Source organism: Bacteroides rodentium JCM 16496 (genome assembly GCF_000614125.1).
Taxonomy (GTDB): domain Bacteria; phylum Bacteroidota; class Bacteroidia; order Bacteroidales; family Bacteroidaceae; genus Bacteroides; species Bacteroides rodentium.
In genome coordinates, this window is record NZ_BAKJ01000041.1 from 12,431 (window position 1) to 28,332 (window position 15,902).

A 15,902-nucleotide genomic window follows, 5' to 3' on the forward strand; every position below is an offset into this window, starting at 1 on the left:
ATATAACGTTTTAAAGAACTAATTTAAAAGACATTATGTTAAAGAGAGTAAGAATTGTACTGACAGCGCTACTGCTACTGGCTGCCGTAGGTGTAAATGCGCAGGTCACCACCGCCTCTATGGCAGGTAAGGTGACGGATGCAAGTAATGAGCCCATTATAGGCGCTACTGTCCAGGCTGTTCACCAGCCTTCCGGTTCGCGCTACGGAACCGTGACCAACGTTGACGGACGCTATTCCATCCAGGGTATGCGCACTGGTGGTCCCTATCGGGTGGAGATTTCCTACATCGGCTATCAGACGGTTGTTTATAAGGACATCACTCTCCAGCTGGGTGAGGTGTACAACCTGAACGTAGAGATGAGTGAATCTTCCGAGTTGCTGAACGAAGTGATTGTGACGGCTGCCAAGACCAAGTTCACCGCTGAAAAGACGGGTGCCACTACCAATATCTCGTCTGCACAGATGACGCAGCTTCCCACCGTGAACCGCAGCATCAGTGACATTGCCCGCCTTTCTCCCTATGCCAACGGCATGAGTTTTGCCGGCGGTGACGGACGTTCCACGAACTTCACCATCGACGGTGCCAACTTCAACAATAACTTCGGACTTAGCTCCAACCTCCCCGGCGGCGGCAACCCCATCTCCATGGATGCCATCGAAGAGGTGCAGGTAGTGGTGGCTCCCTTTGACGTGCGCCAGACGAACTTCATAGGCGGCGGCATCAACGCTATTACCAAGAGTGGTACGAACACGTTCAGAGGTACTGCCTATACCTATTACCGCAACCAGGACATGCGCGGTAACCGCATCAACGGCGAGGACTTGGGAGCACGTTCCGACGAGTCCAAGACTACCTACGGCTTCACGCTGGGCGGTCCTATCATCAAGAACAAACTGTTCTTCTTCGTGAACTACGAAAAGGAGAAGACTCCTGGAGAGGTTATAAAGTATCGCGCGCGTGAGGACGGCGAAGAGGCAAAAGGCATGGTGTCCCGTACGCTGAAGTCGGATATGGAGAAGGTGTACAACCATCTGAAGGACAAGTACGGCTACGACGCAGGCTCTTACACAAGTTTTCCTGCTGACGAGGAGAACACCAAGATTCTGGCCCGCATCGACTGGAACATCACGGACCGCCATCGCTTGAGCCTCCGCTACAACAATACGAAGAATACAGCTTGGAATGCCCCGAATGGTAACTCTTCCGACACGGGATACCGTTTGAACAACACTTACCGCGTAGGTACGCAGTCTATGGCGTTTGCCAACAGCATGTATTCCATGGACAATAAGGTGCAGTCTTGGGCGGCAGATTTGAACAGCCGTTTCACCGATAAGATTTCCAACCAGCTGTTGTTCACCTACACCAATATAGAGGACATGCGCGGCACCAACTCTTCTCCTTTCCCCTTTATCGACATCATGGCAGGCAAGGACGAGAACGGAAACCAGATTCTGGAACCGTATATGAGCGCCGGTTACGAGTTGTTCACCTACAACAACGGTGTGAAGAACAAGATTACGAACATCACTGATAACTTCACCTTCTTCACCGGTAACCACAAGCTGACGGCAGGCCTTAGCTACGAGCACCAGTTTGCCAACAACGCCTATATGCGTAATGGTACGGGATATTACCGCTACAACAGTCTGGAGGACTTCTTGAACGGTGCAGCCCCCGAATCCTTCGCGTTGACCTACGGTTTCAACGGGGTGGCCAACCCCAATGCCCAGGTTACCTTCAACCAGCTTGGCTTCTATGCCCAGGACGAATGGAACCTCGGCAATAGTCTGAAACTGACCTACGGTATCCGTTTCGACAACTTGATGTTCGACAACGACGACCTCCAGAGAAATGATGCCATCTATGAGCTCGACTTCGACGGACAGCACATCGATACCGGCAAGTGGCCGGATTCCAGGTGCAGATTTCTCCCCGTGTAGGTTTTGTTTGGGACGTGTTTAAGGACAAGTCATTGAAAGTACGTGGAGGTACGGGTGTGTTTACTGGACGTCTGCCGTTGGTTTTCTTCACCAATATGCCGACCAATGCCTCTATGGTGCAGAACTCCGTTACCTTTAAGACCCAATATGACAATGGAAAGGTGGTGGGACATGATTCGCGTCTGGACCAGTTGGCAGGCGGCATGATTACGGACATGAACCAGGTAATCGACAAGTTCAACCTTCCCACCACGATTGAGAAACACGTGGCAGGAAGCAAGATTTCCGGCGTGGCCAAGGACTTTAAGATGCCGCAAGTGTGGAAGTCGTCCATCGCGGTAGACTACCAGGTACCGGTAGCTTTCCCCTTGACGGTGACGGGAGAGTTCATGTTCACGAAGAATGTGAATGCCGTTACCATCAACAACATCAACATCAAGAACCCCGATGAATGGAAATACAATAAGCTGACCACTGTCAAGGGCGCTGATGGAAAAGACGTGACAACTACGGAACTGCTGCATACGGGTATGCAACGTTTCAATGGCGCGGATAACCGTATGGTGTACTCTTATTCTCTTTATGATAACCCCGACAAGAATGTGAAATATGCAGGTGACTTTGTTCATTACAATGGCAAGAACGCCGTGGTGCTCGACAATACATCCAAAGGCTACGGCTATACGGCAAACATCACGGTGAATGCCCAGCCGGTGGACGACTTGATGCTGATGCTGGCCTATACGCACACGGAGTCCAAAGAAGTTTCCGGTCTTCCAGGCAGCGACCCTATCTCCACTTGGCAGGGATTGAACACGATTGACGGTTCCAATTATGTGGATGCACAACGTTCACAGTATGTGGTTCCCGACAAGGTGATTGCTTCTGTGGGCTACTACATCCCCTTCAGACACAAAGGCCTGCTTCGCGGCACACACCTGAATCTGTTCTATTCCGGTTATTCTTCCGGCGGTTACAGCTTCTGCTACACCAACGACATGAATGGCGACGGCATCAACAACGACCTGATGTACATTCCGAAGGACGATAGTGAAATCAACTTCAAGACAGAGGAAGACCGCGTTGCTTTCTGGAAATTCGTAGAGCAGGATTCCTACCTGAAGAATCACAAAGGACAGTATGCCGAGGCTTATGCTGCCCGCGCTCCGTGGGTGCACCGCTTTGACTTCCGTCTGCTGGAGGATTTTGAATTCAAGATTGGCAAGACCAAGCATTGCTTCCAGCTGAGTTTCGACATCATGAACGTGGGTAACCTCATCAACTCCAAATGGGGTATCTCCAAGACCAACACCGTTTCCAACAGCAACCGAATCCTGAAGTATGAAGGGGTGAAGAGCGCCACTGACCTGACTCCGGTATTCTCCATGTATAAAGTGAACGGTGAATATCCTACCAAGACTTACGACACCTATCAGAACTACAGCGAATGCTGGAAGTTGCAAGTCGGTATCCGCTACGTGTTCAACTAATCGGGTGCAGATAACCTCCGCTGAATGGCGGAATATGATAAGGCAAGGGCTGTTCCGGGATTTCCGGGACAGCCCTTATTGTTTTTGGCTTTCTTTACTTTATTGTATTTCAACCTCCATAATCACCGGATTGTGGTCGCTGCACAAATCCAGGTCCGGAGAGTAGTATTCGATACCCTTCAGGCTGGGGGAGTGGAAGATGTAATCAATACGCAACATGCGTTTGGCATAGCGGTAGGTGTACATGTATCCGTTTCCGGCAGTGCGGAATCCGTCTTTGAGGGTTTTCCTCAAATGGTGGTAGGTGTAGGAGGAAGGTATTGAGTTGAAGTCGCCGCATAGCAGCACGGGATAGGGGCTGGTCTTGGCGTAGTGGCTGATGACGTAAGTCTGCGTGGCCCGTTTCATGAAGTTTTCGTGCAGGGTGCCTGCGGCATCTTTGGCTGCCCGGACTTCACGGCGGGTGTCGTCGGTGGCCAGCTCGCGTTCCCACTTCCTGCGTTTCTGGCTGACGCTGGTGGTCTGCAGGTGGTTGTTTATCAGACGTATGGTATCCGTAGCCATCACTACATCGCACATCATGCTACAGTTGGAGCTGTGCTGGTAAGTGATGAAACGGTGGTTCGCCAATGGATAGCGGCTGAATACGGCGATAGGCAGTACGTCCTTGACGGAGTCTTCGGAAGGGATGAGCGCGTGTGACCAATGCGAGAGTACGCGCCGTATGCTGTCCGTGGGGAAGTCACTGTTGTCTCCGAACTCTTGGAAGCACAACACATCTACGCCCTCCTGCTGCATGTACCGGGCTATCTCCTTGCAGGAATAACCGGTAATCTCACCTCCGAAGTTATGTATGTTGTAGGTGGCTATCTTCAGATACTTTCCTGCCGGGGTCTTGTCTTTCGGCAGGTGGAGCTGGAAGACAGACGTCAGATATCCCCAGTTGCAGAAGAATGCCACCAGCGGAACCAGTGCCCAGCGCTTACGGGCCAACGCCCAGCAGAGTGACGTTATCAGATTGGCAATCAGGAGTACGGGCACTGCCAGCCCCAGTAATGGCATGATGACGGAATCGACCGGAGCCACGCTTCCTGAGAAGGCTGCCACTATGGTGATGGTGGCCAAGACGAATGTCGCTGCTATCAGGCAGATGTAGAACAGACCTTTTACGGCGGACTTTCCCATGTTGTTTGCTTATTTATTCACTACATTTTCTGGCTTGCCATTTTGATATGCCTTGATGTTTTCGAGCATAATCTGCATGAGGCGTTCGCGCGCGGCAGTGCTTGCCCAGGCAATGTGCGGAGTGATGTAGCAGTTACGGGCAGAGAGCAACGGATTGTCGGCACGGGGAGGCTCTTGCGAGAGTACGTCTACGCCGGCGGCATAGATGGTGCCGTTGTTAAGTGCGTCGGCAAGGTCTTGTTCGTTGATGAGCGGGCCGCGTCCGGTATTGATGAGGATGGCGGTGGGCTTCATCAGCCGGAGCCGTTCTGCATTTACCATCTCGCGGGTGGAGTCGGTGAGGGGACAGTGCAGACTGATGATGTCACATTCGCGGAACAGCTCGTCCAGCTCCATCTTGCGGATTTCGGGAGGAAGCTGGAAGTTGGTCTTGGAGGTGTAGGCGCATACCTTCATGCCAAATCCGATGGCGATGCGTGCCGTGGCGAAGCCGGTGTGGCCCAGACCTACGATACCGAGCTTCTTTTCGCGCAGTTCGATGAGCGGCGTGTCCCAGAAGCAGAAGTCCTTGCTTGCTGTCCAGCGACCGCGGTGCACCTCTTCGGAGTGGTGCTGCACTTGCTGGGCGATGTTCAGTATATGGGCAAAGACCATCTGGGCAACGGAGTCGGTGCTGTAGGCGGGAATGTTGGTGACGATGATGCCGCGTTCTTTGGCGGCAGCGGTGTCTACGATGTTGTATCCGGTGGCCAGCACACCGATATACTTCAGTTCGGGCAGTGCGGCCATGTGTTCGGCGGTGAGCACAGTTTTGTTGGTCAGCAGGATTTCTGCACCGGCGGCGCGTTCCAATACTTCCGCAGGGGCGGTGCGGTCGTAGATGGTGCACTCGCCCAAGGCTTGCAATTCGTCCCAGCAAAGGTCGCCGGGGTTGGCGGCATAGCCGTCTAATACTACTATATTCATGGAGTTATGAGTTATTTGTTGTGGAGATTTTCTGTATCCGACTTTTAATCTCCAACTTTTAATTTTTAATTTTCAATTTTTAATTTTTAATTTGAATTGATAGCTTACCAATTCTTTTCCCCTCCCCAGAGTTGCTGCATCCGTTCCTTATGCTTCTGCTCGGCAGGGTTGAGTTGTGGTTCCCAGATACGGCGGTCTTTCAATTCGTCGGGCAGGAATTGTTGCTTGACGAAGTTGCCGGGGTAGTCGTGGGCGTACTTGTAGTTCTCGCCGTAGCCCAATTGCTTCATCAATTTGGTGGGCGCGTTGCGCAGGTGCAGGGGTACGGGGAGGTTACCCGTTTCGCGTACCAGCTGCAGGGCGTTGTTGATGGCCATGTAGGCCGAATTGCTCTTGGGGCTGGTGGCAAGGTATATGGTGGCTTCTGCCAGGGGGATACGTCCTTCGGGCCATCCTACCTTCATCAGCGTGTCGAAGCAGGCGTTGGCAAGCAGCAGCGCGTTGGGGTTGGCCAGTCCGATGTCTTCGGAGGCGGAGATGACGAGGCGGCGGGCTATGAAGCAGGGTCTTCACCGCCTTCGACCATACGTGCCAGCCAGTAGATGGCGCCATCCGGGTCGCTGCCCCGGATGGATTTGATGAAGGCGGAGATGATGTCGTAGTGCATCTCTCCATCTTTATCATAGGCAAGAGGGTTCTGTTGAAGGCGCTCGGTCACCATGTCATCGGTAATAATGACGGTTTCTCCGGCTTCGGATTCCACTACCAGTTCCAGAATGTTGAGCAGCTTGCGGGCGTCTCCTCCGCTGAAGCGGAGTATGGCGGTGGTTTCTTTCAGTTCTATTTTCCGTTCCTTCAGCACGGTGTCTGTGGTGATGGCGCGTTGCAGCAGTTCCAGCAGGTCGTCCTTCTCCAGTGACTTCAGGGTATAGAGCTGACAGCGGGACAGTAGCGGGCGGATGACTTCGAACGAGGGGTTCTCTGTGGTGGCGCCTATCAGCGTCACGGTGCCTTGCTCCACGGCTCCCAGCAACGAGTCTTGTTGCGACTTGCTGAAGCGGTGTATCTCGTCGATGAAGAGGATGGGACTGGCTTGCGAGAAGAAGCGGTTGCTCTTGGCACGCTCTATCACGTCGCGCACGTCCTTCACGCCGCTGGTCACGGCACTGAGCGTATAGAAAGGGGTTTCCAGCTTGTTGGCGATAATCTGTGCCAGGGTTGTCTTTCCCACTCCCGGAGCCCCATAGGATAAACGAAGAGATACGTCCTGCATCAATCATTTTGCGCAGCACCGCACCCGGACCCACCAAATGTTTCTGTCCGATGTATTCGTCTAATGTTCTTGGCCGAAGCCGTTCTGCTAATGGAGGCATGGTTGTTAGTTATTAGTGATTAGTTATTGGTGATTGGTGGTTTTGAGTTGTTCTTTTTGCAAGTAACGATAGTAGCGGTTATCATTTTTATAAGAATTACACAATCTTCATTGAGGGAATCGTATTGTTGGGGTGTGATAGACATCACTCTCTCTTGCCTTTTATCATTTAAATAATAGTATAGGTTTACTATACGTACTGCAAAATCCATCGATTTATCTTTTAATATACTTTCTTTCATCATTATTACTCATCCCATAATTAATCACCAATCACTAATAACTAATAACTAATCAAAACACTGTCAATATCATGAATCGTATTCCCCAGTTCTTTGTTCCGGGGATGTCGGTATAAGTCAGCCGGCGTACATATTCTATATGGAGCAGCTTGAAGATGTTGTAGATACCTACGCTGGCTTCCACATAGGGGGTCTTGTCCATGATGTGGCTGGTGGGTACACCGTCGCGCGTGGGGAAGAGGAACAAGTCCGGGTTACTGCTCTTGTACGGGTTGTTCTTGTCGGTCAGCGTGCCCCACAGGCCGCGGACACGGAACATCTCGCGCCACTTCAGCTTCTTGATGAGCGGGATGCGGTTGAAGAGTTTTCCGTTCATGTCGTAGCTCAGGTTGAGCGAGGCATAGCGGTCGTTCAGGAACTCCATGTTGTTGATGAGGTTGAACGATTCGTTGTTCTGCGTGATGTACGAGAGGTTCGCCATCGGCAGGTTCAGCAGAGGGAAGGGGACGGTGTTCCATTGCGCACCGGCACGTGCCGTAATGTCCAGCTTACCCCACGAGCCGAACCAGAAGCGCTTGCGTATGCTGGCTTCCGTCAGGTTGAAGTTATACTCTCCGCCCAGTACGCCCTTGAAACCGGAGGTGTGCGAGAGGCTGAATATCGGAGCATCCAGCGACACGGGCACGCGGCGCTGCTTGGTGTTGACGAATGTTTCGCCGGGTGCATAGCGTAAGGTCAACCCCAGTTCAGTGGTGGTGATGTCATGCACCAGCGTATTCTTTTCATCCCATGTGCCGGGTGTTCCGCCGTTGTTTTTCCAGTATTGCAGTATGCCTGCAGGCTGGTCGTTGCGGTGGCGTGCCATGGCCTGGACGGAGAAGCCGGTGTTGGTCTCCAGTTCGTAGGTCAGTGTGGCGTCGCGCATATACGACATTTGGTCTACCGTGGTCCATTTCCAGCCGACAAACAAGTTGTCCTTGTCCGTGGCGAGGTACTTGTCCATGGGAGACATCACGTCGTAGGTGTACTTGAAGGCGATGTAGTGCTTCGGGAACTCCCACAATACGTATTCGCGCTTGTTGAAGGAGTAGGCCACCTGTCCGGAGTAGAACCATTTCTTGTCCTTGGTTCCGTAGGCGCCGTAACCGCTCAGGCTCCAGTGCGGGTCGAGGTTACCGGTTGTCATGCCGCTCAGACGGAAGCGCGTGCCGTTGACGTAGTTGCTGGTTATCATCGTATTGATGGGGCCGAAGTCGAACTTGCTGGGATGGTTCTTGCTGCCCGTTTCCACGAAGTTCTCAATCAAGGCTTTCGCCCCGAAGATGACGTACTTGAAGCCGGGAATCTGTTCGATGCGGTTCATGAATACGTCCATCGTGCTCTCCTTCTTGGTGAGGGGCACTTGGCGCACTTTCGCCCAATACTCGTCGCTCTTGGCAAGCATGTTCGCCTCCTTGATGACGTTTCCTTTCAGGCGGAAGAGGCGGGGTTCTATCTCCGTGAACTGATAGTCGCTGTACTTGGTGGTCCGCTGCACTTCCAGGCCTTGGATACCTTTCACGAAGTGCAGTTCTACGGTCATGTCATCGTCGGTCAGCACCCAGTTTCCGTCGGACAGTTGTTCGAACTGCTGCACGATGTCGAGGTTTTCCACGAAGTTGACACCCGTCTTCTTGGGCAGGTTCATGGTACATTTCTTCACGGCATAGGTGGAGTCCTTCACCACGTAGAGGTGCCCCGTGAAACCGAAGTCCTGCGGGTTCTGGGGAACGAAGGTGAGGTGCACGCACTCTTGCCTATCCACCATGAGCGTGTCCATCAAGTAGTATTTGTAGAAGCTGATGGCTCCGCGGCCGATGGGGCTGACGAAGCGGCGTTGCAGCAGGCGGATGTCGTCGTCGTAGATGTTGATGTCGGAGAATACGTCCGTAAGGATGGTCCCCAGCATGTCTCCGGTGTTGAAGAACTCTTCGATACCGGTGGAGTTCATACCTTCGATGATGGTCTTTTCGCTCTTGGGGTTTTTACGGAAAATGGTCTTGCTGGCCGTCTCCTTGATGGAGATGGGTAGAATCATTTTGTTGGTCTTGGGTGATACCTCCACCTGGTCTTTGAAGAAGGAGAATTTCTTGTAGATGCCTTTCTCCATTTTGTCAGGGGTGACGTCGTTGAGCGACATCTTCATCTTTTCGTACTTCTGGTACTGGTAGTAGTCGTTCTCTTCCAGTTTCAGTGCCTTCTTGTTCTCGATGACCTTCTTCATGAACTCCACGGCGGGGTTGTTCTTGCGGGAATATTTCTCCTTTTTGGGCTTCACCACGACCTCGGAGAGCATGATGTCATCCGATTGCAGTTTGACGTTCAGCACCCGGGTGCCGGGTTTTAGTTTTACTTTCTTGGTGATATAGCCTACAGCAGAGAACGTCAGCTCATCCCAGCCTTTGCGGGTTTCCACCTGGTATTCACCGTTTGCGTTGGAGATGCCGCCTACACCTTTCCCTTCATACTGTACGGTGATGTACATTAGCGGTTCGTTCGTGAGGGAGTCTGTGATGACACCCTTTATCTGGGCGGATGCGCTGATGGAGACGAACAGTGACAGCAGGAAAAGGGCGTAAATTGTATATCTTTGCTTCATAAGTTACAGATAATTCGGGCGCAAAGTTAACAAATTAAGGTTAATCAAGAAGCAAATATAGACTAAAGAAACGGGAGATATGGTTAAATGAACGTGAAAGTCGTATGTCTTGTTTGCCGGATACAGATAAAAAACGTACAGAATCCTTATAGAAAAGTTGCCGGATATAAAGGATAAAGTTGCACAACGTATGGAAAAAGTTCTATCCCAAGCCTTGGGATAGAAAGACCCAAGCTTGGGATAAGCGTCCGTAGGTTTGGGATAGACGTTTGCAAGCTTGGGATAGAATTTATGGAGGATTATGAATTGTTGCCGTTCAGTAGTGTCTGTACGATGCGTTCCGCCGTTCGTCCGTCCCAGCGGTCGGGCAGGGTGGTGTGCTTCCATTCTCCGTGCAGCAGCTTGTCGAGCGAGGCGGAGAGAGCGAAGGAATTTTCGCCTACCAGCTCGTTGGTACCGATGCGCCAGGTTTCGGGATGCTCGGCATAGGTATTGAGGGTGATGCAGGGGACGTCGAGGAAGGTAGCTTCTTCGGCGATGTTTCCCGAGTCGGTGACGATGCCCCGTGCCTGGTTGATGAAGAATCCGAAGTGCAGGTAACTCTGCGGAGGCAGGATGTGCAGGTTGGTAGCATTCACTTCCAGCGACTTCACCGCCTTTTGCACGTAGGGGTGTAGCGGGGCGACGATAGGCATGCCGCCGGCCTTCTCGATGACGGTCTGGAGCAGGGAGTGCAGTACGGCTTTCTTCTCCAGCAGGTCGCGGCGGTTGAGGGTGAGCAGCAGGTAGTTCCCTTTCCGCAGGCCGAGGCTGGAGAACCACATGGGCTGCACCAGGCGGTGGCGGTTGAAACGGATGGTGTCAATCAGTATGTTGCCCACGTAGTGGATATATTCGGGTATCATGCCCTCCTGGTTGAGGTTGCGGTTGGCCACCATGCCGGCGGTGAAGAGATAGTCGGAAATGGCGTCCACGATGGTGCGGTTCACCTCGCGGGGCATGTTCATGTCGAAAGAGCGTGTGCCGGCTATGACGTGCGCCACCTTCAGTCCGCGCTTCTTGGCGACGATGGAGCAGCTCATAGTGGCGGTCATGTCATCTACCACCAGTACGACTTGTGCCGGATGCCCGTCCAACTCCCGCTCGAAGGCGAGCATGATGGAGGCTGCCACCTGCGAGTGGTTGTGTCCGGTGACACCGAGGTAGGCATCCGGTTTCCTCATGGAAAGGTCGGAGAAGAGCGAGGCATCCAGGCTGGTGTCATCCTGCGGACCGGTGTAGACGATGCGGTAGGAGATGTTCTTTCCTGCCTCTCTGGCGGCGTCGATGGCGCGGCAGATGGGGGCTATTTTCATGAAGTTGGGGCGTGCGCCCGATACGATTGTTATTCTCATTGTCGTAGTTGGTGAAAAATGATACGACAAAAATACGTTTTCTTAGGGAAATTATTTGTTACTTTGCCTATTATTTTCAGAGTGTCTGTTGAAAATACACACTTATTCAATGTTTAATTTATAATTTTTAATTTTTAATTCTCAAAGTGATAATGCCAACATTTGTTCAGATACTCGATTTCATTGGCACATTTGCCTTTGCCATCAGTGGCATACGCCTGGCCTCGGCCAAGCGGTTCGACTGGTTTGGAGCGTATGTGGTGGGTTTTGTGACGGCCATTGGCGGCGGTACGATACGCGACCTGTTGCTGGACGTCACCCCGGGCTGGATGACGGATCCCATTTACTTGATTTGTACCGGACTGGCCTTGTTGTGGGTCATCCTCTTCGGTAAACATCTCATCCATCTGCACAATACGTTCTTCATATTCGACAGTATCGGCCTGGCACTGTTCACGGTGGTCGGCGTGGGCAAGAGCATCGCGCTGGGCTATCCCTTCTGGGTGGCCATCATTATGGGCAGCATCACCGGGGCTGCGGGAGGTGTGATACGTGACGTATTCATTAACGAAATTCCGCTGATATTCCGGAAGGAGATTTATGCGATGGCTTGTGTGGTGGGAGGAACCTTCTACTGGATGTGCCATCTTCTGGGGATGGAGTCTTTCGTGTGTCAGATTGTGGGCGGTGTGACGGTGTTCGTTACCCGCATACTGGCGGTGAAGTATAGGATTTGCCTGCCTATCCTTTCGGGCAATGAAGAGGAGCAGGAAGGGTAGTCCGTTATCTGCTGTCTGAGAATCTCAGGGATTTTCCGGTGAAATTCCGGGCAATGTGCAAAAGAACTTCAGGTGTTAAAAATAAGATTCCCCGGCATTTGCAACCGAAATGTCGGGGAATCTTTCATATTCCTCGTTCCCCTGATAAGGGGGAAGGAGGATGGGATTGCTAAAGGGATAAAACAAGGTTAGAACAATGCATCCTTCGTGTTGAAAAGTTTGCGTTCGTTCAGTTTCACTACCTTGCCGAATTTTTCCAGTCGCTTCAGGTCAATGTTCTTTGGGTTGCCCATGATGGAAATGCAGTAAGGTTTGTCTTTGATGTTCTCTTCGTAGAATTTCACGATGTCGTCAAAGGTCAGTGCATCTACTTTCGGCAGGTTTTCCTTTGCTGGGTCGTCTGTGTAGCCTCTGTAGCCCAAGTCTACCAGTTCCATGGCTTTGTTGCGGAAGCTGGGGTGACTGGTCAGCATGGCTTGGCGGAGGTAGCTCTTGATGTTGTCGATACGTTCCGGATTTTTCGGCATGTCGTTGACGAGACCCATCAGTACGTCCAATGCATCGTTTGCCTTGTCGTTCTGGGTACCGATGTAGCCGCGCAGATAGCTTGCTTTTCCGGCTATGCCTTGCGTGCCGACGAATGCGTAGCTGTATAGGCCATGGAGCGTTTTTCGCGGATTTCGTTCAGAACGATGCCGGTGAAGTCAAGACCGAAGTATTGGTTGAATGCGCTACGCAGCACGTCGTCCTTTTTGTCAGCCTTCTGCATCGGGATGTAGAGGTGGATTTGGGCTTGTTCTGCATCGTTGTTAGGCAGGAAGTAGACGGTGTTTTCGGTCACCGGCATCATGTCCTTTGCCTGTGGGGAGTTGGACGGGCGTTCGTTGGCCACCAATGGGAGGTTCTTGCTCAGGATATCGTATACTTGGTCGAAGGGGAGTGTTCCGGTGAAGAACACCTTTGCCTCGTAGTTGGAGGCGCGGTTGATGTCGCCCGTCAGTTCTGAAATCTGTAATTCGTAAATCTCCTTGTCGGTCAGTTCCTTGATGTAGTCTGATTTCTCTCCGTAGAGCATGTACTGCCGCAGTGCTTCGTTCAGGATGCTGACGTTGTCTTTGCGCTGCTGGCGCATACCCATTGCCGAACCTTTCAGACGTGCCAGTTGCTTTTCGTCCAGTTTTGGCATCAAAATCTGGCGTGAAAGTAGCTGGCAGGCTTGCGGCAGGGTGGCTTCGTAGCCCTCCATGATGATGTAGAGGTTGTCATCATCGGCTGTCACGTGGCAGGTTGCGTTCAGCTTGCTGAGTTCTTCTTTCAACTCTTGCGGTTCGTAGGCCCCCATGATGCCTGCGTTGTTCATCAACTGGGCGGCATAGCCAAGTTTTGGGAATTCGCGTTCACCGGCTCCGTATTGTACAACCAACTGGAATACGTTATTCTCCTTGTTGGGTGTGTAGTACATCTTTGAACGGTCGTTCAGTTGCTTGATTTGCACTTCGCCGTAGTCTGCGAATTTCTCCTCCATCTGTCCGATGGGCAGGTTTTTGAATTGTGTTGCATAGAGCGATTCTTTTCCTATCGGAGGTTCTACGGGTTTGTAACCCGGCTTCTCAATCTTGGCGTTCTTGTCAGGCTTTCCTTTTTCGATATATAGGGCCAGGTAATTGTCTGACAGATATTTCTTGGCTACTCGCTTGATGTCGTCAGTGGTGATGGCCATAATCTTGTCCTTGTAATTGAGTATGTCGCCCAAGTCCTGCTCGTTGTAGAAGGCGTTCATCAGTATCATGGCCTTGTCCTCGTTCGACTCCATTTCCAGGTCGAACTGGCGGCATTTCTCGGCTTTGATGGCATCAATTTTCCAGTCCTCGAATTCTCCGTTGGCGATTTGCTGGATGGCTTTCAAGGCTTTCTTTTCGGCGCTCTTGGTCGACTCGAAACGGCGCTGGTTTTCGTCGTAGAGGGGAATGGCCGCTACGATGGCGCGTCCTTGTTCGCGGAAAGTACGGGTGTAGGCTCCGGCGCTGGTCAGTTCACCGTCCAGTACCAGCTTGTCCATAGTTCCGGTCTGACTGTTGTTGTTCAGCAGTGCCAGGGCGATGTCCAGAGCGTCTTCGTCGGGATGTCCGGCAGGTACTCCATTGAATACCATTGCCACTTGCGGTAGAATCCTACTTTAGCCGAATACTGTTTGCGGCCCTTTATTTCGAGGTTCTGGTAGACCTTGCGCTCGGGTGCGGGCTTAGCAGCCAGACGTCCAAAGGCGGCATTGATGCGTCCGCTGATTTGTTGGGCTTTGATGTTTCCTACGAGTACCAGTACCATGTTTTCGGGGACATACCATTGTTCGTAAAATTCAATCAGCTTGCTCAGGCGGGGATTCTTCAGATGTTCGGGCAGGCCGATGATGGAACGGGAGTAAGGATGTCCCTCAAAAGCTTTCTCCATCACGAACTGGTTCTGTGCACGTCCCTGGTCATCTTGTGAACGGTTATATTCTTCGTACACGTTTTCCAGCTCCGACTGGAAGGAACGGAATACGGGATGCAGGAAACGTTGTGAGGAGATTTCCAGCCATTTGTTTATCTGATAGGCAGGGAAGGAGCTGTGATAGAAGGTCCAGTCATAGTAGGTGCCTGCATTCACCCCTTTGGCACCCATGCTTTCCATCAGGTTGGAGTATTCGTTGGGAAGTCCCAATTTTCCAGCTTTGACGGTCAGCTCATTGATTTCCTTGCTGATGGCTTCTTTTTTTGCCGGGTCGGCTTCTTCGGCCATCTGGTCGTACTTGGCGATGATTTCCTTGTAGATCGGTTCTTCTTCCGTCCAGTTCAGCGCGCCTATCTTGTCTGTTCCTTTAAACATGACGTGCTCCAGGTAGTGTGCAAGTCCCGTGTACTCTTCGGGGTCGTTGATGGAACCGGCACGTACGCCTACCAGTCCGAACACGTCCGATTTGGATTCATCTTCCCATATATATACGGAAAGACCGTTCTTCAGCTTGAACGCCTTCAGTCCTTGTCCGAAGGAGGGCAGGGAAATGATAAGGGTAGTCAGCAGAAGAAGTGACTTAAATTGAAATGATTTCATAAAATAAAGTGTTTTTATGTAATAAAAGTGTTTTCCTATATGTAGGCAAAGCTATAAAAAAATCACGTAACATTTACGAAATCTTCGGAAAATGATAGTTTTCAGTATATAATATCACCCGTAAACTATCAGAGAGGGGGGTGTAAACTGTCAAATGATAGTTTTCACCCCTAATAAAAACCGTATTCCGTCCCCCGGGGCTTCAAATCTTCCTTATACTTGCAATCGTAAAACCTAAACCATTATTAACTATTTAAAAATTGAGCAAAGTATGAATACTTACAGTTTTAGAAAAGATTTGCTTGCAGTGCAAGAAGAACTGCTTCGCTTTGCATACAAGTTGACAGCCGACCGGGAAGAAGCGAATGATTTGTTGCAAGAGACATCTCTCAAGGCTTTGGATAACGAAGACAAATTTGAACCCGACACCAATTTCAGAGGTTGGATGTATACCATTATGCGCAACATCTTTATCAATAATTACCGGAAAATAGTTCGCGAACAGACTTTTGTGGACCAGACGGACAATCAGTATCACCTCAGCATGCCCCAGGACTCTGGTTTTGCCAGTACCGAGGGTGCCTACGACCTGAAAGAAATGCATCGCATCGTCAATGCCCTTCCACGCGACTATAAAGTCCCTTTCTCCATGCATGTGTCCGGTTTCAAGTACCGCGAGATTGCCGAACGCCTCGGCCTTCCGCTCGGAACGGTGAAAAGCCGCATCTTCTTTACGCGCCAGAAGTTGCAGGATGAATTGAAAGATTTCATCTGATAATAATTTGATAGTAGCAATATGA

General features: G+C 51.3%; 6 protein-coding genes and 3 pseudogenes. 3 read left to right on the plus strand and 6 right to left on the minus strand.

Features of this window, described 5'->3' with window-relative positions:
- Positions 1-35: 35 nt before the first annotated feature.
- Positions 36-3,436, plus strand: a pseudogene (locus tag JCM16496_RS15820) (TonB-dependent receptor).
- A gap of 99 nt (positions 3,437-3,535) precedes the next feature.
- Here JCM16496_RS15820 and JCM16496_RS15825 read toward each other — a convergent pair.
- From JCM16496_RS15825 to JCM16496_RS15850, 5 genes and pseudogenes are all read right to left on the minus strand, one after another.
- A complete protein-coding gene (locus JCM16496_RS15825; protein WP_025835502.1) occupies positions 3,536-4,621 on the minus strand; it encodes an endonuclease/exonuclease/phosphatase family protein in 1,086 nt (361 codons plus the stop codon).
- Positions 4,622-4,630: 9 nt separating this feature from the next.
- The gene (locus tag JCM16496_RS15830; RefSeq protein WP_025835504.1) at positions 4,631-5,587 is read right to left on the minus strand and encodes a D-2-hydroxyacid dehydrogenase; all 957 of its coding nucleotides are present in this window, start codon (positions 5,585-5,587) and stop codon (positions 4,631-4,633) included.
- Between the two features lie 104 nt (positions 5,588-5,691).
- Positions 5,692-6,960: pseudogene (locus tag JCM16496_RS15835) on the minus strand (replication-associated recombination protein A).
- 293 nt (positions 6,961-7,253) lie between these two features.
- A complete protein-coding gene (locus JCM16496_RS15845; RefSeq protein WP_025835508.1) occupies positions 7,254-9,839 on the minus strand; it encodes a DUF5686 and carboxypeptidase-like regulatory domain-containing protein in 2,586 nt (861 codons plus the stop codon).
- A 299-nt stretch (positions 9,840-10,138) separates the two neighbouring features.
- Positions 10,139-11,233, minus strand: a complete 1,095-nt coding sequence (locus tag JCM16496_RS15850) for a UDP-N-acetyl glucosamine 2-epimerase (protein WP_025835510.1) — start codon at positions 11,231-11,233, stop codon at positions 10,139-10,141.
- A 152-nt stretch (positions 11,234-11,385) separates the two neighbouring features.
- On the opposite strand from JCM16496_RS15850, the gene JCM16496_RS15855 reads away from it, so the two are divergent.
- Positions 11,386-12,012: a trimeric intracellular cation channel family protein gene (locus JCM16496_RS15855; RefSeq protein ID WP_005836440.1), complete on the plus strand. Its 627-nt coding sequence runs from the start codon at positions 11,386-11,388 to the stop codon at positions 12,010-12,012.
- Positions 12,013-12,200: 188 nt separating this feature from the next.
- Here JCM16496_RS15855 and JCM16496_RS15865 read toward each other — a convergent pair.
- A pseudogene (locus tag JCM16496_RS15865) lies at positions 12,201-15,102 on the minus strand (M16 family metallopeptidase).
- A gap of 271 nt (positions 15,103-15,373) precedes the next feature.
- Here JCM16496_RS15865 and JCM16496_RS15870 point away from each other — a divergent pair.
- Positions 15,374-15,877: an RNA polymerase sigma factor gene (locus JCM16496_RS15870; RefSeq protein ID WP_005828302.1), complete on the plus strand. Its 504-nt coding sequence runs from the start codon at positions 15,374-15,376 to the stop codon at positions 15,875-15,877.
- Positions 15,878-15,902 lie beyond the last annotated feature (25 nt).